Here is a 22,172-nt window from a genome sequence, read left to right on the forward strand (position 1 = left end):
AATAAATCATTACAAATTCTTGATAGACCTGATTCTGGCTTGATCTCTTGGTGCGGTTAGAATTGCCGCCTTGAACATATTTTTACCCATGTCGTTGGCTTCTCTAAACGCAGTGAGTAATTCGATTTCTTCAATTGTCACATAGGTCAAGCTGACAATATTCAGACTTTCATTGGTTGGCTGCTCATTTACTATGGGCGTAGCCGCTTTCGTTTTGTTCCTGTTGCTATCTATTTGATCTAGCCAGCCAGGTTCCAATCCTACCATTTTCTCTATATGACGAGCTTTACGCTCACCGATGTTTCTACCATGGGAACCAGTCGTAAAATATTGACCGATTTGCAGTGGATCAAGTCCATGGGCGCGACAAAATGCCGCCCGATTCCCTGGGTCAGTGCTAAAGCTATCTATCAGCTCCTGGAGTTTCTTTTGTCGTAATTCTGCGATTTCGTCGTTCATACGGCATTTTCATCCATGAATATCATTTGGTAAAACATCAAATGATTATTTTTATTGCTTTTAACAATATCAAATGATATTGTTTCGGCATGAACCTACTCGAATACTTAAAACAGTTAACAGCACCGCAAAAGAAGGAATTTGCGGCTCGCTGTGGCACGTCGATTGGATTTCTGAGACTGATTTCCTACGGTGTAAAACCGTGTAGTCCTGAACTGGCCGTTTCCATTGACCGTGAATCGGGCGGGACTGTGTCCTGCAAGCGATTGTGTCCTCAAGCCGTGATGGATTGGGAGTACATCGAAAAAAAGTTTGGACAGCTATGTGTGGCCCACTAAACGAGGCTGAACGCAAGTTGTTCATCCTTCTGCAATCAGCAAACGCTGATGTTCCTCCCGAGCCAGATCTCTCATTTGACGACAAGGTGAATGCGAATCGTAAGTTCATCGCTTCAGTTCTTCGCGAATCGCTCTTGCAATTAAGGCCCTGTCTCCATCAACGCTCGGGCTTTTAAATGCTTTTGCTTCGATTTGACCAACGGCAGCGAGTATGACCGGCGCTAGGGTTGGATCGTGTTTTATCAGAGCCTTCAAAACGATGGCGAATGCCTGTGAGGTTGCCAGGCGATGACTAGTAAGCATGCTGTTCAAGTAGTCAGATTTTTTTAGAAATTCATTTAACTGCTGCTGCGCTTCGTGTCGTTCATCGGCGGCTGTTTTAGATGTCATTACCTTGGCTCCAGGTTGAATTTGAGTGAAGTGTAGATGCAGTTAAGTAAAAGTTAAACCACAGGAAAACGGGGGAAGTAGTGAACTTACGGCAAGCATATTTAGCGATGATTAGGGCATACGAGGGCGGCTGGGATGGAATGTCTGCTGTCCTGGGTATGAGCCACGATGGCCTTGAAAATAGAATTTACGAAAGAAAAGGGCAGGGCTTGCACGTTCAAACGGCGATCCAGATGCAAAAGTTTGCTCGCACGACACACTTTGCGGAGGCGGTAGCTACTGCCAGCGGTGGCACGTTCGTTCAATTGCCATCCCTGGACCATATCGACAATGAATCGATAGCCGACAAATTCCACGAACTCTATGCTGAGTTAGGTGAGTTGTCGGTCGAGTTCCAGAAGGCGACAAAAGACGGTGAAGTCGATAATAAAGAACGCGAGTGCATCAACTGCGTGGTTGACCGTATGCACAGGACCATGGATGAGCTTCGTGCATTGACCTTTAAGTTTTATTGCCACGAAACGGCGGCGAAATCAGGAGGGCGCAAGCATGGCTAAGCATGCCGGTCCGCGCCCAGGGTCAGCAGCATACAAGGCGATTTGTCGTATTGTAGACCTTGGTGGTAGTGCAAAAATGTCTGCTTTGCTGGGTGTACTGCCAATCGAGTATCACACTGTTGCAATGTTTCGCCGGTATGTCATTCACATACTGGTTGACCACGCCTTGATATTTGCCGATATGTGTGACGGCCAGATTTTACGTGCTACGCAATACGGCAAAGATTTTGCTGGGCGAGCTGTTAAGTCGCAATTGCCAACTGCAGACAAGTATGTGGGTGAGGTCGTCCAGCCCCGTACGCGCACCGTGCGCGAATTGAACCTGAAAAGGCATAGGGCGGTAGCCCCTTTTCGTCCTGGTTCAGATGACTTTAAAAAAATTCCATCCTTATTTACTGCCGATGTCGTCGAGAAGTTGGAGCCTAATGAATTTGGGGCATTGATTCGGACTGTGACTGTAGGAAAAACAGTGCGTAAGTTGCCTTCCGGCGAGGTCGTTGAATGACCCCAGTGGAAGATGTAGTCCTGCAGATGCTTGAATGGAATTTGCCGTCCCTGCCTGCTGGTCACCCTAAAGTAGACGGAAAAATACATCGTTTTGGTAAAGGGAAGAAAGCCTGGTATGTATTGCGGGAGGTAACGCTTCGTTCCGGCAAAGTGGTTATTACTGGCCATTTTGGGAACTATCAGGGGGAAAACCCTAATACAGTCAAGGTCAAGATTGATTCCGGCGGCTGGGGTGACACTGATAAAGCTGAGTTCATTCGCAAGCAACGCGAACAGGAAGAGCGTGACCAGGCTAAGCGAGAAGAAGAAGCAAGGTTTGCAGCAAACCGCGCAAAGGGTCAATGGACTGCAGCCTCACCCCAGGGAGCAGAACTGCATCCATACCTGGTTAAAAAAGCCGTCACTAATTTTGGTCTGCGCGTCAATGAAGATGGTCAGTTGTTTATTCCTCTTTGGTCGGATGGTGGCACTGGTGACCGGCTTGTGGGTCTGCAAAAGATATTTGCAACTGGTGCAAAACTCTATAACGAAGGCATCGATAAGAACGGCGCAGGTTTCGTCCTGGGCGAGATTCCTGCTGATCCTAAGATTATTGCAGTCGGCGAAGGCTACGCTACGTGCGCAACAGCACACATGGGATCTGGCCAGCCTGTTGTAGCTGCTTTTGATGCAGGTAGCATTATCCACGTCGCTCGCGCCTTGCGGGCCAAGTACAAAACGGCGCACCTGTTGTTTCTGGCTGATGATGACTATCTGTTAGAGCAGCGCCTGGCCGACACTTTGCGCAAAGAATTCAGTGCGCCTTTCGTGGCAGATTTTCACCTGGTAGGTTGCGGCTATGTGCCGGTGATTGACGGTAACTCTCACCAGTTCGTCGCAACGGATGGTGAGACTGTAGACTTGACTGCATGGTGGCGAACTGACAAGCAGGGCATTGCATACATCGAGGCGGATATCCGCAAAGGTCGCAGCAACAGGCATACAACCTTTAAAAATGCTGGGGTATGGTGCAGCCATGCGGCAGCTGCTGAAGTTGGTAACGCTACTGTAATTAAGCCTATCTTTGCAAGCCGCTGTGGTCAGAAATGGACAGACTTCAATGATTTGCACGTTGAAGAATCCTTCGACGCGGCAGCGTCGCAAATTAATCATGCCTTTGATGTCGCCCTGGGCGTGGCAGTGTCTCCCGCCCCCTCTCGCGACAGCGAAACTGAACCTGATTTAGCGCCTCCCGTACCCTCCAGCGAAGCGGATCTGATTGGGGTTCCTGCCCTTATTTCCCCCGCCCCCCTCGATGCAGATGGCGCGCCACCCTCTGACCCCGCGCCCCCGCTCGGGATGGAAGAAAGGCTATCTAGCGCGGCAGAGCCGCGAGAGAAAGAAGAAAAGCAAATTAGCGCAGCAGAGCTGCGTGGTGAAGAGGATATGACTGGTGCGGCTGGAGCGCCGCAGGAAAAGGAACCTGCAGCAGAGTTACCTGCGGTCGATGATGCCGTGGAAGCCGTGGGCTTCCTTGGTTTGCAATGGGCAGTTGATCATTGCGCCCTGGTGTATGGCACCACTGATGTGTGGGACTCGCTGAACGGGTTGCGCGTCAAGAAATCTGCCTTTATCGGCATGATTGGCAAGGAGAATTACAAGGCCTGGGAGAAGCATGAGTCCAGGCGCTTGATTATGTTGTCAGCACCGGCACAAGATGATGCAGGTGAGCCCGCGCCTTCAGAGTCGGGGGGAGGGGACAATGGCAAGAAGAAAATCAAGGTGTACGACGATGAGCACTGGCAGAAAGTCAACAGGCTGCTGGATAACTTCGCGCTGATCTATGGCTCTGATGAGGTGTGGGATGGCGAGCAGCGCTGCCTGCTTAAAATAAACCCGCTTCGTCTGGCATTTGGTAACGATGCAATCAAGTATTGGCTGGGCAACGCTTCTCGCAAAATGGTTCCGGTAGACAGAGTGGTGTTTGATCCGACTATGAAAGCCGACCCGGCTACAACGGTGAATCTCTTTAACGGCTTTGCCATGGCTCCTAAGGCAGGCGAATTTAATCTCATTCTTGAGCTGTTATTCCATCTGTGTGGATCTGATGAAGCGGTCTTTGAATGGGTGGTGTGCTGGTTGGCCTATCCACTCCAACACCCAGGTGCAAAGATGGATACAGCGGTGGTAATGCACGGTGATGAAGGCAGTGGTAAGAACCTGCTGTTTGAAAAGTGTGTTGCCCGCATCTATGGCGAATACGGCGGCATCATCGGCAATGCTGAGCTGGAAGACAAGTTCAATGACTGGGCATCGAAAAAACTGTTTGTGGTCTGCGATGAGGTCGTGACGCGCAATGAGTTGCGCCAGTTAAAGGGCAAGCTCAAGGGCATGGTGTCGAATGCGACGATCCGCATTAACCCTAAAGGGCTTGCAAGTCGTGACGAAGCGAATCACATGAATTTCATGTTTTTCTCAAATGAGTTGCAGCCTCTTGCCCTGGACAAGACAGATCGCCGAAATATGGTGATCTGGACCCCGCCGAAGCAAGCAGAGGAATACTACGCTGCGGTTGCTCATCAGATATTCAATGGCGGCACTGAGGCGTTTTATAAGTTTCTGCTTGATGTTGATGTAGGAAGCTTTAACGAGCACACCAAGCCAATCATGACGGAAGCTAAGGCCAATTTGATTAGCCTGGGCTTGTCGCCGACTGAGAGATTCTATAGGGAATGGTCCGGGGGTTTCCTCCCGCTCCCTTACGTTTGCTGCTCTGCCATGCAGTTGTACCAGGCGTTTTGCCGATGGTCGACACTCAATGGCGAGCGTTTTCCAGCTACGCAGACGATGTTTGGCCGGACGATTGGCCGGGTGTCATTTGGTGAGATGACGTCCTGCCCCATCAAATACGACCTGATGTCAGAAGTGCGACAGAGAACCGTGTACCTGGTAGGTGACCAACCAGAGGGCAGGGATCGCCATAAATGGGTTGAGGATGGGTCCACACTTTTTGAGACTGCACTAAGGAAGTATCGCCATGTGTTCACGCCAGATGACAGTTAACCGTCAACACAAGCCAAAACTACCAACACGCCGAAAGCTAATGAATACGGGGCTTTGTGGACTGTTCGGATAGTTTGACAGTTACTTCATGTGGGCGCGTGCGCGAGTGTGCATTGCTCGCAATTTGCATTAATGAATTTATATATTTTATTTTCTTAGCCTTCAAATTAACTATCACAACTATATAAACAGTCCACAAAGCTAATGAATATAAGGGTTTAGCTGTGTTGATAGTTGTATGAGTGTTTGACAGTTTTAAAAAGACAAAGAGTGAGACGTAATGAAAAGCGATTTGCGGACATTGATGCCTTACACAGCAAAAAGAATTGATCGTATGAGGGAACAGTTAGGTGTTGCAGCGACAAATGAAATTTTGCGTAACGCGATGGCGGGCAAGCCTGGAAAATTTTTTGCTATGGAGAATGGGATGACTTTTGGAACACCAGAGACAAGATCCACGACAGTAATCAACTGGGGTGAGAATGGAAAATGTTATCGGACTGATCCTCAATGGATGATTGATGCGACTGAGTTTGCATTGACACGCGGCATTGAGATTGAGACCGTTGATATCAATGATCATGAGGAAGCAAGAAGGCGGGCGGCAACACTTAGAAAGGTTTTGGCAGAGGCGAAATATGGTAAATAATATGATCGATTTGGAATTAGAAAAAAGATTGATGAATTGGCGTAACACCGTGCTTGGCGGTATTGGGGGCGGTGGCGGCGCTTGCTGCGCTTCTTGGGCTGCGGCATACATAGCGGCAAGAAACAAGCAGGAGGAAGCGCTGGCAATAGCCCTTGAAATTAACCAACCTTGCTCTGCACTTATTCGTTTTGATGTAAATGAGCTGGATGGCTGGTTGGTGGAAGCCGCTGTGCGCACATTAATTGATCATGACCAAAAGCAGGTCCTGCGACTCAAGTTTGTATGGGAGTATCCAGACCATTGGATTAAAACAAAATTGCATATACGTGATGCTGCATTGCGTATTGTTTTTGGTCGTGCAATAACAAATTTAAAAACTGTACTAGATAAGTTAAAAAGCCCTGATACAATTCGAACTCACAATTCGCATGCCGGTATAGTTCCGCGCCCAGACGCTACTGTCGTCCCTTTGGGGGCGGCTGCGCCCGTAGAAAATGCAAAACCCTGATGGACTGAATAAGTCTTCGGGGTTTTTTCGTTTGTACTTCAAATTTTAAAGGATTGCACAATGGATAACCAGCATCAGAAAATCAAAGGCTATCGAGATCTGACACAAGTCGAAATCGATGCAATGAATAAAGTCAAAGCCAAGGCCACGGAAGTTGGCGATCTGGTGGAAGAGTTGAAAGCTTTGCCGGATCTCGATCAGCGTTGGGTATCTATTGGCGCAACCGATTTACAAAAAGGCTTTATGTCGGTCATTCGTGGCATTGCTAAGCCGACGACATTCTAAGTTTTACTCCTGGGCGTCAAGCACTGCTTGTGCCCCGGTTACCAAGTGATAGCTGGGGCAATTATTTATGTTTAAAGTTTCGATAAAATCTAACTTTGATCAGGTGATAGCAAAGATGCCTGATTTCCCGCGCAATCAATTACCCTATGCACTTGCTACGGCCCTAACCAAAACCGCGCAAGAGATTGCCAAGGCCGAGCGTAAGGAACTACAGGATGTGTTTGATCGTCCTACACCCTATACGCTGGACAGCTTATACGTTAAGCCAGCACGCAAGACTCAACTATCTGCCTATGTGGGCATCAAGGATTTCTCAGCCAAAGGCACGCCAGCCATAAAATTTCTATCTGCACAGATAGATGGCGGCACTAGGCATCAGAAGAGATTTGAACGGGCATTGCAGGCAGTGGGAGCATTACCATCAGGCTACTATGTTGTGCCAGGGTCGGCTGCTAAGCTTGACTCGTATGGCAACATTGATAGGGGCTTAATCGTGCAGCTTCTATCGTACTTCAAGGCATTCCCAGAGATGGGCTACAAAGCCAATATGACCGATAAGCGTAAAGCTTCATTAGCAAAGGGCAATGCTAAGAAAGGTATTGCCGGTGTTGCTTACTTCGTCGGTAGTCCAGGCGGTCGCCTGCCACTGGGTATCTGGTCACGTCACTCGCTAGGCCATGGTAGTGCGGTCAAGCCAGTGCTTATCTTCGTGCGTTCGGCTCACTTCAAAGCGTTATTGGACTTCTACTATGTATCTGATATCACGGTCAAGGCAACGATGGATAAGAACATCAGGGCATCAATTGACCAAGCGCTCAAGACCCAGCGTTGATGTGCATGGCCTTTGCCGGGTCGCGGGTCCTTACTGCGTCTCTGTCGTTAGGGGTAATTCGAACCCCGTTGTTTCATTAGTGGCTGGCCTTCCAACTTAGTTAAATTAACCTGATTTGACGCAAAGAGGTTAAACGGTTAAATCCTAATTCACCGAGTTAAATATGACTGATAGAACCTATCTCACACGAAAAGAGTTCGCTGAGAGGCAGGGTTTCTCACCGGCATACGTATCTAAGCTTGGTAAGTCGGGGCGGCTGGTGCTGAGCGCTGACGGCAAAATGGTAGATGTGCAGGCGACTGCGGATCTGCTGAAGAGAAGCGCAGACCCCAGCAAGGTCGCTGTTGCTCAACGGCATGAACGTGATCGCGTCGAGCGAGATGTAAGGCAGTTCACCAAGCCTAACGCGCCCGATATTCCCGAAGCACCATTTATTCCCCCAGCGCCTAACGACGACCAGGACAACTTCCAGAAAGCCCGCGCAAAGCGCGAGCATTACCTGTCGCTACAAGCCGAAAACGAATATTTAAAACAGATAGGCCAGTTGGTCGAGCGCGACAAAGTCGAGGCTGCTGCCTTCAAACTTGCCAGACTGCAGCGTGATGTGATGATGGGTCTGCCAACCAAGGTCGCGCCCATTCTGTCGGCGATGACTGACTCATGGGAGATCGAGAAAGCCATGCGTGAATCGATTAGAAAAGCCCTAGCGGATTTGGCAATCATGGCTGAACAAGACTTGCAAACATCAATGGACTAGTCTGCTGCGTCACTTTAGTGAGTGCAGACGTCTGCACTTACCAAAGGAACGCACCCATGCCAGCAGTCTATGACGGAGGCCTTGCTTACCGTACACAGTACGCAGCTGGGCTAACACCAGATCAACCTCTTTGGATTGACGTCTGGTCAAATGAATACATGCGTATCCCGCCCGAAAACGGCGCGGAACCTGGTAAGTACAGCAGTGACAGAACCCCGTATGCTGAAGAAGTAATGCAATGTTTATCGCCAGAACATCCATGTCGTCGTGTCGTTGCCAAGGTGGCTTCGCAACTGATGAAAACGCAAGTAGCCTTGAATTGGATATGCGGTAGCATCCACCAGGCCCCTGGCAATATGCTTGTCTTGTTGCCATCTCTCAGTTTGGCCAAGCGCGTCAGTGGTCGTATCGATAAAACGATCAATGCTGTGCCAGTGGTAAATGCTTGCGTAGCAGCACCGAGAAGTCGCGACAGCAGGAACACAATTGACACCAAAGAATTCAAGGGCGGCACGCTCTATATCACCACCGCTGGCAGTGCTGCCAACCTGGCAGAAATTCCAGCCCGTTATATCTATGGCGATGAAGTAGACCGCTGGGAACTGAACGTCGATAAAGAAGGCGACCCGATTGAGCTGGCAGAGGCGCGCACCAGCACATTCGGTCGCAATGCAAAAATTTACTACACCAGCTCGCCGACGCTTGAAGGGTCCAGCCGGATTGATGACCTCTACACGGTCAGCGATCAACGGCACTACTACGTGCCATGCCCAGATTGTGAACACATGCAAGAGCTGGTCTGGGAAAACCTGCATTACGCTGACGACTACAGCTCTGCGTACTATAGCTGCGCAGCATGCACATTTAAGATCGAAGAGCATCACAAAACGGCCATGCTTGCAGCAGGCAAATGGATTGCTACCGCACCAGGTGACGGTAAAACGGTCGGCTTTCACCTATCGACGCTCTATGCGCCTGCAGGCTGGACCAGCTGGGCCGAGCTGGGCAAGCAGTACGACACCGCCAAAGTCGCCCTGGATCGTGGCGATCCGGAGCCGATGCAGGTTTTTTACAATACTCGTCTGGCCAAGTGCTGGGATATGGCGCAAGAACGCGCCCACGCAGACGATTTGAAGAAGCGAGCAGAAAAATATTCTCTGCGTAGCGTACCGGATGGCGTGCTGGTGATTACTGCTGCGGTGGACGTCCAGGGCAACCGGCTCGAATTAAAGTTAGTCGGCTGGGGCGTGGGGCTGGAATCATGGGTGCTGGACTATGTTGTTATTTCAGGTGACCCGGCAGAGAAAGCCACATGGGATAAGCTGGAGGAAATCCTGCAGACTCCGCTGGTCAGGTCGAGCGGTCGTGAGATGAAGATCGAGGCAACTTGCATCGATGCCGGTGACGGTAATTCGTCTGAAGAGGTGTACACGTTCACCCGGCCTAAGCGATATCGCAACGTCATCGCTATCAAAGGCGCGAGTCGCCCGAACAAGCCGGTGATTGCCACCAGGCCGACAAAGCTCGATGTCAGCAAGCGGGGCAAGACAATGCAGCGCGGTGCTGAGCTTTGGATAGTCGGCACTGATACAGCAAAGGACTGGATCTATAACCGCATCAAGTTTGATAGTGGACCAGGCGCCATTCATTTCAGCGAAGATTTATCCGCTGATTACTATGAGCAAATGACTGCCGAGCGCAAGCTGACCAGGTATGTCAAAGGTTTCAAGCGGACAGAGTGGGTAAAAGCCAAAGCTGCCCGGAATGAAGCATGGGATTTGATGGTGTACAACTTGGCTGCAGCGCATTTTTTAGGCTTGCATCGCTGGCGCGAGGCAGATTGGGAGCGTAAGAAACTCCGCGTTGATCCGGATCAGCAAGACATTTTTGCACCCCCGGTTCCCAAGATTGCTACGGTCGACGACCAGGAGGAACAGCAACCGGCTAAACCCCAAGCCAAGCCGAGAGAAAGCCCCAAATTTTCGGCACCACGACCAACACCCACACAGCAAAATCCCGGCCAAGAGTCGGGATTTGTCGTTTACCACTCTACGGATTATGAATAATGGCTGATCTCGCAAAACTACAAGCTTACTTGTCCGGCGCAGAGGATGCGCTCAACAAACTGATGACCGGGACGCAAGTTGTCGAGTTTGACCGCTCAGGTACAAAGATTCGATACACACCGGCGCAAGTACCAGCGTTGCAAACGTATATCGCCCAGCTCAAGAGCCAGATTGCTGCGTTAGGTGGCGGTGGCAATTCACGTCGCGTTATCTATCAATACTTCTGATTATGAAAAGACGACAAAAGAAACCGTACGTTCGTGCGGCGGATACTGCATTGCCCAGAGCGACTGCAGCATTCCCAGCGCACGATGGCGCATCGCGCAGCAGTCAGCAGCTTGGATCATGGCAACCGTTCGCAGGATCTGCTGACACCGATACATTACTGGATCTACCCTTACTCACTTCCAGAAGCCGTGACCTGTCGCGTAACAATGGCATCGCTGCCGGGGTGATACAAACCAAAGCCGATAACGTAGTCGGTACTGGCCTGCGCCTGGTGGCAATGCCTGACTGGAAATTACTGGGCAAGACAAAGGAATGGGCAGAAGAGTGGTCCCGCAACACTGAATCACGATATCGGCTTTGGGCAGACAGCACAGACTGTGACGCCTCCCGGCAACTGAACTTTGGCGGCTTGACCACTTTGGTCTATACATCGTCTTTGATCAACGGCGAAGGCTTAGCACTGCCTATCTGGCAACCAGAAGCTGGACAATCATTTGCAACGCGCTTCTTTGTCATCGAGCCAGATCGCCTTTGCAATCCTAACTATGCTTTTGACAGCCGATACAGGCGCGGCGGCATCGAGATCGACGACTATGGCCGTGCTTTAAATTACTGGATACGCACCACTCATCCGGGCGATATCTTTTCCGGGTACTCAACACCCGGTGTATGGGAAAAAGTACCAGCGACCACTCAATGGGGGCGCAAACGCGTGATCCACTGGGGGCGTAAGGACCGCCCAGGCATGACCAGGAGCAAGCCTATCTTTGCTGCAGTCATGCAGCAATTCAAAATGTTAGACAGGTATGCGAATGCTGAGCTGGATTCGGCAGTCGTGAATGCCATGATCGCGGCTTTTGTAGAAACACCTATGGAATATGACGGATTGGTGGCCATGTTGGGCGGCCAGGAGGATCAAGTAAAGCCGTACATGGACAACAAAGCCAAGCCACAAAACCGGGCGCGACTCAAGAGCGGCGCGATTGTGCCTCTTTACCCTGGCGAAAAGCTGTCCGCTTTCAATCCAGGGCGACCCTCGGCGGGCTTCGGTGCATTCATGGAAGCCGTTCTGCGGCACATCGCTACCGGCGTCAACCTGCCGTATGAATTGCTGATGAAAGACTTCAGCAAGACGAACTACAGCAGTGCGCGGGCAGCATTGCTGGAAGCCTGGCGTTATTTTCGGTCTGAGCGCAATGCACTGGCCGATTACTGGGCAAAGCCAGTCTATGAGCTGTGGCTAGAAGAAGCCGTGAACCTCGGCATTGTCGATGCTCCCGACTTCTACGCAAATCGCGCTGCCTATTGCCGCTGCCGTTGGATTGGCTCAGGTCGGGGATGGGTAGACCCTGTCAAAGAAGCGCAAGCGGCCCAGATCCGCATTGATTCCGGCCTGTCAACACTCGAAGCAGAGTGCGCGGAGCAGGGCTTGGACTGGGAGGAAGTGCTACATCAGCAGGCCCGCGAAATGGCACTACGCAAGGAATTGAATTTGCTAACCCCTTCGCAAAGCAAACCACCACCGGGCCAAGCGCCCGATAGTGGTGGCCAGCCAATAGAAACCGATGCTGACCCTAAAAAAGAACAGCAACCAGAAGATGAAGAGGAATAACGATGCGTTATCCGCACTTATTTAGCCGTCTTTACAACACGCCATTGATGCTGCACCCCGACAAGGCTAGTGTCATAGAAAACGTGTTTAGGACTTATGCCGGTGGTCTCGCCGTTGAAAAACCTGAGATTGTTGCGGCCAGTAGCTATACCGCTCCGAACGGCACAAAAAAACCATACCAGATAACCCCAGGTGGTGTCGGAATCATTCCAGCCATGGGGACGCTGGTGCAGCGTGCCAGTGGTCTGGACGCCATGTCTGGTATGACATCGTATTCCAGCATCAACAGCTTGCTTACCCAGGCAACTGATGATCGCGATGTCAAAGCTATTTTGATGGAAGTTGACAGCCTGGGAGGTGAGGTTAGTGGTTTGTACGACTTGGCTGATGCAATTTTTGCTGCCAGGCAGGTCAAGCCAGTATGGACCATCGTCAATGAACAAGCCTACAGCGCCGGTTACGCAATAGCGTCATCCGCAGAAAAGCTTTTTCTACCCCGCACCGCAGGTGTGGGCAGCATTGGTGTCATTGCCTTGCATGTTGACCAAAGCAAGCGTGATGCAGCGCAGGGATATACCTACACGGCGATCTATGCCGGTGACAAAAAGAACGACTTTAGCAGCCATGCGCCTCTGAGTGATTCCGCTCAAGCGGATCTCCAGACGGAAATTGATCGTCTTTACACAATGTTTGTAGATACCGTCGCCCGTAATCGTGCCATATCCCCGGACGTGGTCATATCCACCCAGGCCGGGACCATGAACCCGCAACAAGCCGTCGATGATGGCTTTGCAGATGGCATCGCCACCATGCAAGAAACCATCGCCATGTTAGAAGCAGAAGTGCAAGTCAAACCCCTCAAACCCGCGCAAATCGGCGCAACCAGAAAGGATACTCAGATGAGTACAAATCAAGAATCGGCAGGAATCAGCGCCGAAACACAAGCAGCCATCAACCTGGCACGTACTGAAGGTCACCGCACAGGTGCTGCTGCCGAGCGCGAACGTATCGGTGCGATATTGCAGAGCGAAGAAAGTCAAGGTCGCGAAGCAATGGCCCAGACCTTCGCCCTGGAAACCGACATGGACGCGGCCACTGCCAAGAAACTGCTGGCAAAGTCCCCGGCTGCAACACAAAAACCGGCTGGCAATACTGACTTTAGCCAGGCAATGGCTAACGTCAACAACCCTAAAATCGGGGCCGATGGCAGTGGCGCTGCTGAGCAGGAGCTGTCACCAGCAGCTCAGGCCGAGGCGCTGGCCCTCCGTGTTCTCGGTGCTGGCAAGAAAGTGCCAGTCAAGTAACGCAGCAGCAGTCTGGTAGCAAACATCCTTTATCAATTACTCATTTCCGGAGATTCACATGGATTTAAATACACAGGCAGCGATTCGCACCGATGTCTATATCCCAGATCGTCTGATTGCCGACGACGCTGATGCCATTATAGGCAAGGGCATCATTCTGCTTGCTGGTCAGTCTTACCAGCGTGGTGCGGTGCTGGGAAAAATCACTGCAAGCGGCAAATACACTCTTGCAGCTACGGCTTCCGCTGATGGTTCCCAAAACCCAAGCGTGGTCTTGGCGCAGGATTGCGACGCAACTGCCGGTGACGCGGGCGGGCTGGGCTACTTCGCAGGCACGTTTAATAGTGCGGCGCTTACACTCGGTGCGGGCCATACGGTGCAATCCGTAACAGATGCGTTGCGCGGGCTGTCCATCATGGTGGTCGATACCATCGGCGGCGTGTAATTCACCTCACTTTGTTCCACTGAAAGCCTCGCTGTTGCGGGGCTTTTTGTTTTCCGACATGGAGAAATAAATGCAATTCAATATTTTCAGCTCGGCAGTCCTGGCGAACGTTGTCGCCTATCTGCCTGCCGCTCAGTCCTTCCTGCTCGACCGCTACTTCACGATTGAGCAGCGCAGCCAGACCGAGTTAATTTCCTTCGATATCGAAGGTGGCGCACGTCGTATGGCTCCATTTGTCTCGCCACTGGTCCAGGGTAAGGTCGTGACCAGCAAGGGTTTCAATACCAAGAGCTTTGCACCGGCTTACATCAAAGACAAGCGCGTTTTTGATTCTTCCAAACCACTCAAGCGAGCCATCGGTGAGCAAATCGGCGGTAACCTGACGCCGGAGGATCGTACACAAATCAATTTGCGTACAGAGCTGGAAGATCAGATTAGTATGGTCACTCGTCGCCTGGAATGGATGGCGGCGCAAGCATTGGTGACTGGTAAAGTAACAGTCGTCGGCGAATCTTACCCCGCTGTCGTCGTTGATTATGGCCGTAATGCTGCACATACTATTGTCAAATTGGCTGGCTCCAAATGGTCTGACGCTGGTGTGAACCCGCTCAATGACCTGCAAGACTGGGCATTAAGTCTGGTCTTGAAAAACTCCGGTGCAATGAGTCGTGATGTCATCATGACGGTCGATGTGTGGGAAGTATTCCGCGAAAACCCGTTCGTAAAAACTCGTTGGAACTCCCTCAACAACAACCGCGCTGACATTTCCCTTAATGCGGTGGTCGAAACTGGCGGCGTCTACATGGGGACTATTGATGGCTTCAACATCTTTGTCTATTCAGACTGGTTTGTAGATCCGGTAGACAACATTGAAAAGCCAATGATCGCCCCAGGCACCGTTGTTCTCTGCGGTGGCCAACTCGAAGGCATGCGCGCTTTCGGCGCAATCCGCGATGAAGAGGCGGGCTACCAGCCATTGCCTTACTACCCTAAATCCTGGGTAGAAAAAGACCCAGCCGTGCGTTACCTGATGATGCAATCTGCACCTCTGGTTGTGCCTCAACGTCCAAACGCATCCCTGACAGCAACCGTTCTTTAACCTGGAGATCCGGGCAGCAATGCCCGGATTGAACTCATGAAAATCATTCCCTTGATTACCCTGCAAACGACCGTCAATGATCAGCGCGTGTACATACCACCAGGTGAAGCCTGCGATGTAAGCGAAGATGAAGCAGATGACTTGATCGAGCGCGGCTTTGCAGTCTTGCCAGATGGTGCGCCCAAGCCTGGCGGTAAGAAAAAGCAGCAGCAATAAATGAGCGACGGTGCAGACAACTGGCGCTTGCTGGTCAAGGAAAACTTCAAGGGCCTTACTGATTATGCCGGTGCAGAAGTGGTTTTTACTGGAACCGATGGCGTAGTGCATACCGCTCGCGTTATGTACTCTGAACCATCGGTGGCAGTGTTGAGCGCCATGCAAATCAGCGATGACTATGCCATTGAATATGATCCTGACGACCTGCCTGGCCTGAAGCATCGCTCGCGTATCACGGTCAAAAACATCTCTTTCACTGTCCGTGAAATTACCAACCAAACCGACGATGGCATAACCTATCGTGCAACCTTGCAAAAGGACTAAGTATGAAAACATACCGTATCAAGGCCGGTTCCTTCGTTCTGGATGATGGCAGTGTCAAATATCCAGGCGAAGAAATCGAACTGCCGGACGATGTTGCCCGCACCCATGCGGCCCTGTTAGAGGCCCCTGAGGATGAGCAAGTAGCATCAAAGACAGGCTATGACACCCATCAGTAACCAGATCCTCGTTGCTGTCTTGCAGTCGCTGCTTACTGCCGGTCCTGTTGGCACGAATGTATATCGCTCTCGCGAAGAAGCCTTTCAACGTGAAGAGCTGCCAGCAATTGTGATTCGCCCTGACAACGAAGATACCAATGCATTTGCTAACAGGGTCGATGAAAACAATTTTGTTTTCAAAGTTGAAATTCATGTTCGCGGTGAAGTATGGGACGACATCGCAGCACCTGTCGCCCTGGCGGTCAACAAGGCATTAACGGCAGATCCTGCGATTCTTACCCTGTGCAGCAGCATTCGGCGAGTCGGTACACATTGGGACGGCGCAAACGCGGATCTTACTGCCGGTGTCCAGACCGTGCGATATCACGCTATCTACCTGTCTGACAGTCGCGATACGTCGCAACTGATTTAATCAGTTCGACTACCAGCAATCTCATACGCCTCGTATTCAATCGAGGCTTTTTTTAAAGGAATACAACATGGCTCGCCATTTTGGTTCGGGTGTCTTGTGGGCTACGCCTATGCAAGATGCCCTTGGAAGTGCCTATGCAGCGCCTACAGCGTTTCAATTCGGCATTTTGCAGGATGTTGGCTTCGACGCCTCATTCGATGAAAAATTTCTGTACGGTCGCAACAGTTTCCCTGTTGATCAGGGTCGCGGCAAGGGCAAGATGGGTATCAAGGCGAAGTTTGCTAACATCAACATTCTGCCGTTTGCTGCTGCCTTCATCGGCCAGTCTGCCATTGACGGTTTGATTGATACCATCAACGATGAAAACGGTATTGTTTGTGCTGCCACGATAACAATTGCACCAACAGGCGGGGCCACTTTCTTTGCAAATCTGGGTGTACGCTCCGATGCAAACGGCACTCCCATGATACGTGTGATGGCGAGCCCGGCTGCAGGGCAGTACACGACTGACGGTGCAGGTTCATACACCTTTGCGGCGGCGGATGTAGGTAAAACTATTTTTATCGACTACCAGACCACCAATGCAACCGGTGGCAAGATCCTCACCATGCGCAATCAGGCCATGGGCCAGACGCCTACTTTCCGCTTGGATCTGTCCATGCGGCGTGGTGGCAAGGTGCTGACGCAGTCCTGGCCAAAAGTGACGTCTAGCAAGTTGGCCATGTCCACCAAGCAGGAAGACTTCTTGATCCCAGAGCTGGATATGTCTGCCATGGCCGACGACCTGGGCAATGTCTGGAAATGGAGTTCATCCGAATGAGCGCCATAAAAATACCAGGCAAAGAAGTCACAATGGGCGGCAAGACTTACGTGCTGGCCCCATTGAATGCCGCAACATCTAAGCAATACCGCAATGAAATCAAGGCGGTTTTTGTCGGTTCCATGCCTGATATTGAGTTCGTGTCCAAGCTTGCGCATGCCAGTCTGCTGCGCAACTACTCGGATATCTCGCTCGAAGAAGTCGAAGAGATGGTCGATTATGGCAATCTCTTCGAGATATGGGAGACCTTGCTGAATGTATCCGGTTTGGTCGCGCAAGCGGGAAACATGGCGCGGAGAGTGCAGGAACAGATGACGGCGGCGGGCTTGATGCCGCCATCGCCAACATAGTAGCCAGCACCGGCTGCACTCCGCAACAAGCCTGGAATGAATGGGACATCCCATCAATCCAGGCACAAAACAAGTATTGGCGGCTGCATCCGCCAACACACAAACTTACTGCCCTTTACGTGGGGTATGAACCACCAGACGAAGAGCCGGAAAGTTTGCCTCAAAGCCCAGCTGGGGAAGATCAGCAAGGTAGTCTTGAAGAGTTATTTTCGATGTTTCCACCGCCCGCAGGCTTGATTTAGCCTTGCGGACTTTTTTTTGGAGTCCCCATGGCAGATAAAGCAGTCGAATATGAAGTCTCGGCCAATCCTGGCCCGTTTGTCGCGGGTATGGATAAAGTGCAGACGTCTGCACAGAAGACAGCAAAGGACATTGAAACAAGTTTCAAAGCGTTGGAAGGTTCCATGCAGCAGGTTTCCAATGCGTTTAAAACGGTGACTGGGTTGATCGGCACTATGACTGCGGTCATTGCAGGCGGCAAGGCATTTAAGGAAATCATCGGTGCATCGAATGAATGGACCGGCGAGGCAAAGAAACTGTCGGTGCAACTGGGTATTACCACTGAACGTGCCAGCGTCATGATGGTGGCAATGCGGCACATGGGCCTGGATAGCGAAATGGTGACCATGGCTGCTGGCAAGATGTCTAAGCAAATTGCCACGAATGCCCAGGCATTCGAAACACTGGGTGTCAAGGTCAAGGATTCAAACGGGCAATATCGGCCAACCTTGGACATCATGGGCGAGGTGAATGCCAAGCTCAAAGAAATTAAAAACCCCATTGAGCAAAATATTGCTGGCACTCAGGCTTACGGCAAGTCCTGGAATGAAGTCAAGGGCATGCTCAAGCTCACAACAGAAGAAATCAAAGCAGCTGAGCAAAAGACCAAGGATTTAGGTTTAGTCGTTGGTGAAGAGGGTGTCGCACAGGCAAAAAAATATAAAGAGTCAATTAACGACATGAAGCTGGTCATGACATCGCTGGAAGTGCAGATGGGTAATGCTCTGCTGCCAGCTTTCGTCAAGATAGGCGGCTGGCTCAGCAGCGTGGGTCCGACTGCCGGTAAGGCGATGGGGCTGGTAATGGAATCTCTAAGCAACGTCATGGGGACGGTCGGCGACGTCGTCTCGGAACTATGGGGCATGTGCAAATCAGGCTTTGCTGAGATTGGCAATATCGTCAGCGAGGTCATGGGCGGAAGTGCACCAGGAGCGATGGAGATTTTTGGCAACGCCTTGAAGGTGATTGAAATTGCCTTTGTTGCCTTCAAAACAGCAATCAATCTCATCATTGAGATCATCAAAGGTTATATAGAAATACTGGTAGTGCATGTCATGCGCATGGCCGACACGATAAACCAGGCTTTGCATGGCGATTTTTCCGGGGCAAAGGCTGCATGGCAGCGCGGCACAGAAGATATTCAAGATATCGCTGCGAGGCATGCAAAGAAGATGGTCGAGATTGCCAGTGCAGGCAAAGACAAGATAGACGACATCGTCATGCGTGGCCCCAAAGCTGGCCCCGAAATAAAAGACAAAAAAATTAGCGGTGGTCCGACCTATGACTTTAGCCAGCCAGACAAAGGGGCTAAAGAGAAGAGTCGCATGCATGAATGGGAAGCAAAACTAAGTGCTGACAAGGATGGCTATGCAAAAGAACAAGAACTGGCTGGCACTGCGCATGAATACAGCCATGAAATGGAACGTGACTATTGGAAGAAAATATTGGACACGGTCACATTGTCGAAAGAAGAACGGGCAAAGGTTGAGAAGAAATACTACGCAGAGAAAGCGCTGATCCGCAAGGATGCCTTTGAAGCGGAAATGGCCGGGGAGAAAGCCACCCTCGAAAACTTCAAACACAACCACGCCGAACGGCTGGCGATCGCAGAGCGGATGTATAAGTCCAATGTCGCGCGCTATGGTGCAGAAAGTAAAGAAGCGCGTACAGCCTATGCCGAGATAATTAAAGAACATAGGGCCATGGCAGAGCAGTTGCAGGCTACCAACAAGGTAATCGAAGAATCCAGGCGCAATGCAGCGCTAGCGGGCATCGATGCTGAAGAACAGGCAGCGGAGCTGGAGGTCGCACTGCACCGGATGACGACAGAGCAGCTATTGCAAAAGCAAGAAGAGTTCGAGACTCGGCGCTATCAGATCAGGATGCAAGCCATGCAGGCGCAGGAAAAGTTGATGCACGGGCCAGATGAAGATCCGGTAGCGCTGGAACAAATGCACCAGCAAATGGAAGCGCTTGAAATGCAGCACCAGCAGCGTCTCACCCAGATTCGCAATAAGGCAACGCAAGAACAAAATCGCATGACTACCGGCATGTACGGAAGCATTCAATCTGGTATGGCTAGTGTCATTGCGCAGACATTGCGCGGGACATTGACACTACGCGGCATGCTGTCTGGTTTGTTTCAGGCTGTGACAAATGCGATCATCGATATGCTCGCCAAGCAGGCTGCAGAGATGGCCATGAATTTTGCATTGCAAAAGCTACTCGGCAAGGCACAGGCGGTTAGCGAGGTTGGCGCGAATGCGGCTGTTGCTGGTTCTGCCGCGTTTGCATCTATTGCTGCGATCCCAGTAGTTGGTCCTGCTATGGCACCAGCAGCAGCGCTTGCTGCCTCTGCTGGTGCGATGGCCTTTGCACCGGTCGCGGCATCGGCAGCTGGTGGTTACGATATACCGGGCGGATTAAATCCTGTTGTGCAGACGCATGCACGCGAGATGATTCTGCCTGCCAAGTACGCAGACCTGATCCGCAGTATGGCAGAGGCAAGTGGCGCAAGTAATGCCAACTCCGGCCACACCATCAACTATCACGATAATTCTGGTCGTCTGAGTCAGGATGAAATCCGGCGCAATGCGAGAGTGATTGCGGACGTATTGAAGGATCACACAAAGAGATCATGAGCGACTTAAAATTTCCCGATTTACCAGGAATCACCTGGCAGGTGAGCTGGCAACCATCGTTCAACACCAAGATACAAACGGCGGTCAGCGGTAAAGAGTACCGGGCCAGCCTGATGGCGAACCCGATTTACAAGCTGACCTTGAACTATGAATTTTTGCGTCATGGCGCAAAGAATGAGCTGCGGCAACTGGTCGGCTTGTTCATCCAGATGCGCGGGGCGTTTGATAACTTCCTGTACAAGTTCCCTGACGACAGCAGTGTCACCGACCAGCTCATCGGGGTAGGTGACAGTAAGACCAAGACCTTCCAACTGGCGCGAAGCTTTGGCTCGGCATTTAGTGAGCCGGTGCAAAACATCGATGTCGTGACTAACATCAAGGTGGCCGGGGTCCTGAAGGCGGGCGGCTTCACGGTGTCAGAGAGCGGTCTGGTGACGTTCGCAGCAGCCCCGACCGGGGATGTTACCTGGACTGGCTCCTACTTCTACAGGGTCCGCTTTGAGCAGGACAACCAGGAGTATGAGCAGTTCATGAAGGACTTATGGTCGGCCAAGAAGGTCCAGCTCCTCGGCAGTCTTGGGAGGCGTATATGAGAGCAGCCAGCGAACAGCTTATCGCGTTGCTCAACAGCCAGCGTTTTGTTACCTGCAACCTATTCACCTTTACCCTTATCACCGGCGTGGATTATCGCTGGACAGACGCCGATGTCGATATCTCGGTCGGCGAGCATGTCTTCAGCAGCACCGGCCCGGCCATCAGTGGGGCCAAGTACCGGCTGGTGCGCGGCATGCAGGTAAGTGACCTGCAGCTCTCTGTCCTGGTCAAGCCGACCGACCTGGTCGGCGGTGTACCGTGGTTTCTGGCCACCCGGTCTGGCGCTCTCAAAAACTGCCATGTCCGCATCGATAAAGCATTTATGAAAGACTGGGGTCAGCCTGCAGAAAGCCTGGTGATTTTTGAAGGGGACGTGACCGAGAGCTATGACACCGACCAGGAAGTAGTACTGACGGTGGCTTCAGATGCCAAGCGCTTAAACACCAGCATTCCCCGGCAGATATTCCAGCCTGGCTGCATGCGTACCCTGTACGACTCCGGCTGCGGTGTAGATAAGGCAGCATACAGCTTTGAAGGCACAGCCACGACCGTGCCTAACCGGCACAGCTTCACCACCAGTCTGGGCCAGCCTGACAACTACTTTGCATTCGGCGAGATCATCTTCACAAGCGGCGATAACAGCGGCGTGCGCCGGTCGGTCAAGGGCTATGTGGCCAACAAGATCGAGCTGTCGTACCCGTTGACTTTTGACCTGCAGGAGGGCGACACCTTCACGGTCCGTGCCGGTTGCGACCGCACCAGGGGCGAGAATGGCTGCGCCAAGTTCGCCAACGTTGACAATTTTCAAGGCACGCCATACGTGCCACCACCGGAGTCTGCAATATGAGTCTGACCAATGAGCAACGGGCGGCGATAGTGACAGAGGCATTGACCTGGTCAAACACCCCGTATCACCACCAGGCAAGCATCAAGGGCGCTGGCGTGGACTGCATCATGCTGATCGTGGAAGTGTACAAGGCATGCGGCCTGCTACCTTCTGAGCTGGACCCACGGCCATACACGATGGACTGGCATTTACACAGGAACGATGAAGTGTACCTGGGTGGCGTCGAGCAGTTCTCAGAACAAACTGACACGCCCCGGCCTGGTGACGTGGTGCTGTTCCAGTTTGGACGGTGTGTCAGCCACGGCGCTCTTGTCATTGAATGGCCCCTGGTCATACATGCGTATCAAGAAAACCGCTTTGTCGTACAGACGGACGTTAGCAAGAGCGATGCTCTGATGTCCCGGCTGCGCGGCTTTTATACTTTGAAAGGATAA

General features: G+C 51.6%; 26 protein-coding genes. 24 read left to right on the forward strand and 2 right to left on the reverse strand.

Annotated features, from left to right (window positions below; genetic code table 11):
* Positions 1-9 precede the first annotated feature (9 nt).
* Together ACO0LF_RS03610 and ACO0LF_RS03615 are read right to left on the reverse strand one after the other, a co-directional pair.
* A complete protein-coding gene (locus tag ACO0LF_RS03610) occupies positions 10-459 on the reverse strand; it encodes a hypothetical protein (RefSeq protein WP_423011966.1) in 450 nt (149 codons plus the stop codon).
* A 443-nt stretch (positions 460-902) separates the two neighbouring features.
* A complete protein-coding gene (locus ACO0LF_RS03615) occupies positions 903-1,187 on the reverse strand; it encodes a hypothetical protein (protein ID WP_423011967.1) in 285 nt (94 codons plus the stop codon).
* An 80-nt stretch (positions 1,188-1,267) separates the two neighbouring features.
* Between ACO0LF_RS03615 and ACO0LF_RS03620 the strand changes: the two genes are divergently transcribed.
* The 24 genes from ACO0LF_RS03620 (at position 1,268) to ACO0LF_RS03735 (ending at position 22,172) form a co-directional block, all read left to right on the forward strand.
* A complete protein-coding gene (locus ACO0LF_RS03620; protein WP_423011969.1) occupies positions 1,268-1,744 on the forward strand; it encodes a YmfL family putative regulatory protein in 477 nt (158 codons plus the stop codon).
* Positions 1,737-2,249, forward strand: coding sequence for a hypothetical protein (locus ACO0LF_RS03625; protein WP_423011971.1), 513 nt, complete (start codon positions 1,737-1,739; stop codon positions 2,247-2,249). Before ACO0LF_RS03620 ends, ACO0LF_RS03625 begins: the two co-directional genes overlap by 8 nt.
* On the forward strand, positions 2,246-5,293 hold the full coding sequence (locus ACO0LF_RS03630; protein WP_423011973.1) for a DUF5906 domain-containing protein: 3,048 nt from the start codon (positions 2,246-2,248) through the stop codon (positions 5,291-5,293). Before ACO0LF_RS03625 ends, ACO0LF_RS03630 begins: the two co-directional genes overlap by 4 nt.
* 280 nt (positions 5,294-5,573) lie before the next feature.
* Complete coding sequence (locus tag ACO0LF_RS03635) at positions 5,574-5,942, forward strand: hypothetical protein (protein ID WP_423011975.1); 369 nt, start codon at positions 5,574-5,576, stop codon at positions 5,940-5,942.
* A 1-nt stretch (position 5,943) separates the two neighbouring features.
* Positions 5,944-6,450, forward strand: a complete 507-nt coding sequence (locus ACO0LF_RS03640) for a hypothetical protein (RefSeq protein ID WP_423011977.1) — start codon at positions 5,944-5,946, stop codon at positions 6,448-6,450.
* 60 nt (positions 6,451-6,510) lie between these two features.
* On the forward strand, positions 6,511-6,735 hold the full coding sequence (locus ACO0LF_RS03645) for a DUF7681 family protein (protein WP_423011979.1): 225 nt from the start codon (positions 6,511-6,513) through the stop codon (positions 6,733-6,735).
* 67 nt (positions 6,736-6,802) lie between these two features.
* Entirely contained in the window at positions 6,803-7,567 is a 765-nt protein-coding gene (locus ACO0LF_RS03650; protein ID WP_423011981.1) for a hypothetical protein, read from the forward strand.
* Between the two features lie 163 nt (positions 7,568-7,730).
* Positions 7,731-8,324: a hypothetical protein gene (locus tag ACO0LF_RS03655; RefSeq protein WP_423011983.1), complete on the forward strand. Its 594-nt coding sequence runs from the start codon at positions 7,731-7,733 to the stop codon at positions 8,322-8,324.
* Between the two features lie 56 nt (positions 8,325-8,380).
* The gene (locus ACO0LF_RS03660; RefSeq protein WP_423011985.1) at positions 8,381-10,390 is read left to right on the forward strand and encodes a phage terminase large subunit family protein; all 2,010 of its coding nucleotides are present in this window, start codon (positions 8,381-8,383) and stop codon (positions 10,388-10,390) included.
* On the forward strand, positions 10,390-10,617 hold the full coding sequence (gene gpW, locus ACO0LF_RS03665; protein ID WP_162058536.1) for a gpW family head-tail joining protein: 228 nt from the start codon (positions 10,390-10,392) through the stop codon (positions 10,615-10,617). Before ACO0LF_RS03660 ends, gpW begins: the two co-directional genes overlap by 1 nt.
* 50 nt (positions 10,618-10,667) lie before the next feature.
* Positions 10,668-12,230, forward strand: coding sequence for a phage portal protein (locus ACO0LF_RS03670; protein WP_423011987.1), 1,563 nt, complete (start codon positions 10,668-10,670; stop codon positions 12,228-12,230).
* 2 nt (positions 12,231-12,232) lie between these two features.
* Entirely contained in the window at positions 12,233-13,534 is a 1,302-nt protein-coding gene (locus tag ACO0LF_RS03675) for a S49 family peptidase (RefSeq protein ID WP_423011989.1), read from the forward strand.
* 58 nt (positions 13,535-13,592) lie between these two features.
* A complete protein-coding gene (locus ACO0LF_RS03680; RefSeq protein WP_423011991.1) occupies positions 13,593-13,979 on the forward strand; it encodes a head decoration protein in 387 nt (128 codons plus the stop codon).
* Between the two features lie 70 nt (positions 13,980-14,049).
* Positions 14,050-15,078: a major capsid protein gene (locus ACO0LF_RS03685; protein ID WP_423011993.1), complete on the forward strand. Its 1,029-nt coding sequence runs from the start codon at positions 14,050-14,052 to the stop codon at positions 15,076-15,078.
* 36 nt (positions 15,079-15,114) lie between these two features.
* On the forward strand, positions 15,115-15,294 hold the full coding sequence (locus ACO0LF_RS03690; RefSeq protein WP_423011995.1) for a hypothetical protein: 180 nt from the start codon (positions 15,115-15,117) through the stop codon (positions 15,292-15,294).
* Complete coding sequence (locus tag ACO0LF_RS03695) at positions 15,295-15,618, forward strand: head-tail joining protein (protein ID WP_423011997.1); 324 nt, start codon at positions 15,295-15,297, stop codon at positions 15,616-15,618.
* 2 nt (positions 15,619-15,620) lie between these two features.
* A complete protein-coding gene (locus ACO0LF_RS03700; RefSeq protein ID WP_423011999.1) occupies positions 15,621-15,794 on the forward strand; it encodes a hypothetical protein in 174 nt (57 codons plus the stop codon).
* Positions 15,778-16,206 carry a hypothetical protein gene (locus tag ACO0LF_RS03705; protein WP_423012001.1) on the forward strand — a complete coding sequence of 143 codons (429 nt, stop codon included), beginning with the start codon at positions 15,778-15,780 and terminating at the stop codon, positions 16,204-16,206. Before ACO0LF_RS03700 ends, ACO0LF_RS03705 begins: the two co-directional genes overlap by 17 nt.
* Before the next feature lie 67 nt (positions 16,207-16,273).
* Positions 16,274-17,026: a hypothetical protein gene (locus tag ACO0LF_RS03710; protein ID WP_423012003.1), complete on the forward strand. Its 753-nt coding sequence runs from the start codon at positions 16,274-16,276 to the stop codon at positions 17,024-17,026.
* A complete protein-coding gene (locus tag ACO0LF_RS03715; protein ID WP_423012005.1) occupies positions 17,023-17,376 on the forward strand; it encodes a hypothetical protein in 354 nt (117 codons plus the stop codon). Before ACO0LF_RS03710 ends, ACO0LF_RS03715 begins: the two co-directional genes overlap by 4 nt.
* A gap of 269 nt (positions 17,377-17,645) precedes the next feature.
* On the forward strand, positions 17,646-20,297 hold the full coding sequence (locus ACO0LF_RS03720; RefSeq protein ID WP_423012007.1) for a hypothetical protein: 2,652 nt from the start codon (positions 17,646-17,648) through the stop codon (positions 20,295-20,297).
* Complete coding sequence (locus ACO0LF_RS03725) at positions 20,294-20,890, forward strand: DUF2460 domain-containing protein (RefSeq protein ID WP_423012009.1); 597 nt, start codon at positions 20,294-20,296, stop codon at positions 20,888-20,890. The genes ACO0LF_RS03720 and ACO0LF_RS03725 overlap by 4 nt, the downstream gene beginning before the upstream one ends.
* Positions 20,887-21,738 carry a DUF2163 domain-containing protein gene (locus ACO0LF_RS03730; RefSeq protein ID WP_423012011.1) on the forward strand — a complete coding sequence of 284 codons (852 nt, stop codon included), beginning with the start codon at positions 20,887-20,889 and terminating at the stop codon, positions 21,736-21,738. Before ACO0LF_RS03725 ends, ACO0LF_RS03730 begins: the two co-directional genes overlap by 4 nt.
* Positions 21,735-22,172 carry an NlpC/P60 family protein gene (locus ACO0LF_RS03735; RefSeq protein ID WP_423012013.1) on the forward strand — a complete coding sequence of 146 codons (438 nt, stop codon included), beginning with the start codon at positions 21,735-21,737 and terminating at the stop codon, positions 22,170-22,172. Before ACO0LF_RS03730 ends, ACO0LF_RS03735 begins: the two co-directional genes overlap by 4 nt.

Origin of the sequence: Undibacterium sp. Di27W, assembly GCF_049340345.1 — a bacterium.
Taxonomy (GTDB): Bacteria; Pseudomonadota; Gammaproteobacteria; order Burkholderiales; family Burkholderiaceae_D; genus Undibacterium.

Excerpts from the sequence above, each read along its gene's own strand:
- ACO0LF_RS03610 (WP_423011966.1), bottom strand. The coding sequence starts at position 459 with ATGAACGACGAAATCGCAGAATTACGACAAAAGAAACTCCAGGAGCTG.
- ACO0LF_RS03615 (WP_423011967.1), bottom strand. The coding sequence starts at position 1,187 with ATGACATCTAAAACAGCCGCCGATGAACGACACGAAGCGCAGCAGCAG.
- ACO0LF_RS03625 (WP_423011971.1), top strand. The coding sequence starts at position 1,737 with ATGGCTAAGCATGCCGGTCCGCGCCCAGGGTCAGCAGCATACAAGGCG.
- ACO0LF_RS03630 (WP_423011973.1), top strand. The coding sequence starts at position 2,246 with ATGACCCCAGTGGAAGATGTAGTCCTGCAGATGCTTGAATGGAATTTG.
- ACO0LF_RS03635 (WP_423011975.1), top strand. The coding sequence starts at position 5,574 with ATGAAAAGCGATTTGCGGACATTGATGCCTTACACAGCAAAAAGAATT.
- ACO0LF_RS03640 (WP_423011977.1), top strand. The coding sequence starts at position 5,944 with ATGATCGATTTGGAATTAGAAAAAAGATTGATGAATTGGCGTAACACC.
- ACO0LF_RS03645 (WP_423011979.1), top strand. The coding sequence starts at position 6,511 with ATGGATAACCAGCATCAGAAAATCAAAGGCTATCGAGATCTGACACAA.
- ACO0LF_RS03650 (WP_423011981.1), top strand. The coding sequence starts at position 6,803 with ATGTTTAAAGTTTCGATAAAATCTAACTTTGATCAGGTGATAGCAAAG.
- ACO0LF_RS03655 (WP_423011983.1), top strand. The coding sequence starts at position 7,731 with ATGACTGATAGAACCTATCTCACACGAAAAGAGTTCGCTGAGAGGCAG.
- ACO0LF_RS03660 (WP_423011985.1), top strand. The coding sequence starts at position 8,381 with ATGCCAGCAGTCTATGACGGAGGCCTTGCTTACCGTACACAGTACGCA.
- gpW (WP_162058536.1), top strand. The coding sequence starts at position 10,390 with ATGGCTGATCTCGCAAAACTACAAGCTTACTTGTCCGGCGCAGAGGAT.
- ACO0LF_RS03675 (WP_423011989.1), top strand. The coding sequence starts at position 12,233 with ATGCGTTATCCGCACTTATTTAGCCGTCTTTACAACACGCCATTGATG.
- ACO0LF_RS03680 (WP_423011991.1), top strand. The coding sequence starts at position 13,593 with ATGGATTTAAATACACAGGCAGCGATTCGCACCGATGTCTATATCCCA.
- ACO0LF_RS03685 (WP_423011993.1), top strand. The coding sequence starts at position 14,050 with ATGCAATTCAATATTTTCAGCTCGGCAGTCCTGGCGAACGTTGTCGCC.
- ACO0LF_RS03690 (WP_423011995.1), top strand. The coding sequence starts at position 15,115 with ATGAAAATCATTCCCTTGATTACCCTGCAAACGACCGTCAATGATCAG.
- ACO0LF_RS03695 (WP_423011997.1), top strand. The coding sequence starts at position 15,295 with ATGAGCGACGGTGCAGACAACTGGCGCTTGCTGGTCAAGGAAAACTTC.
- ACO0LF_RS03700 (WP_423011999.1), top strand. The coding sequence starts at position 15,621 with ATGAAAACATACCGTATCAAGGCCGGTTCCTTCGTTCTGGATGATGGC.
- ACO0LF_RS03705 (WP_423012001.1), top strand. The coding sequence starts at position 15,778 with ATGACACCCATCAGTAACCAGATCCTCGTTGCTGTCTTGCAGTCGCTG.
- ACO0LF_RS03710 (WP_423012003.1), top strand. The coding sequence starts at position 16,274 with ATGGCTCGCCATTTTGGTTCGGGTGTCTTGTGGGCTACGCCTATGCAA.
- ACO0LF_RS03715 (WP_423012005.1), top strand. The coding sequence starts at position 17,023 with ATGAGCGCCATAAAAATACCAGGCAAAGAAGTCACAATGGGCGGCAAG.
- ACO0LF_RS03720 (WP_423012007.1), top strand. The coding sequence starts at position 17,646 with ATGGCAGATAAAGCAGTCGAATATGAAGTCTCGGCCAATCCTGGCCCG.
- ACO0LF_RS03725 (WP_423012009.1), top strand. The coding sequence starts at position 20,294 with ATGAGCGACTTAAAATTTCCCGATTTACCAGGAATCACCTGGCAGGTG.
- ACO0LF_RS03730 (WP_423012011.1), top strand. The coding sequence starts at position 20,887 with ATGAGAGCAGCCAGCGAACAGCTTATCGCGTTGCTCAACAGCCAGCGT.
- ACO0LF_RS03735 (WP_423012013.1), top strand. The coding sequence starts at position 21,735 with ATGAGTCTGACCAATGAGCAACGGGCGGCGATAGTGACAGAGGCATTG.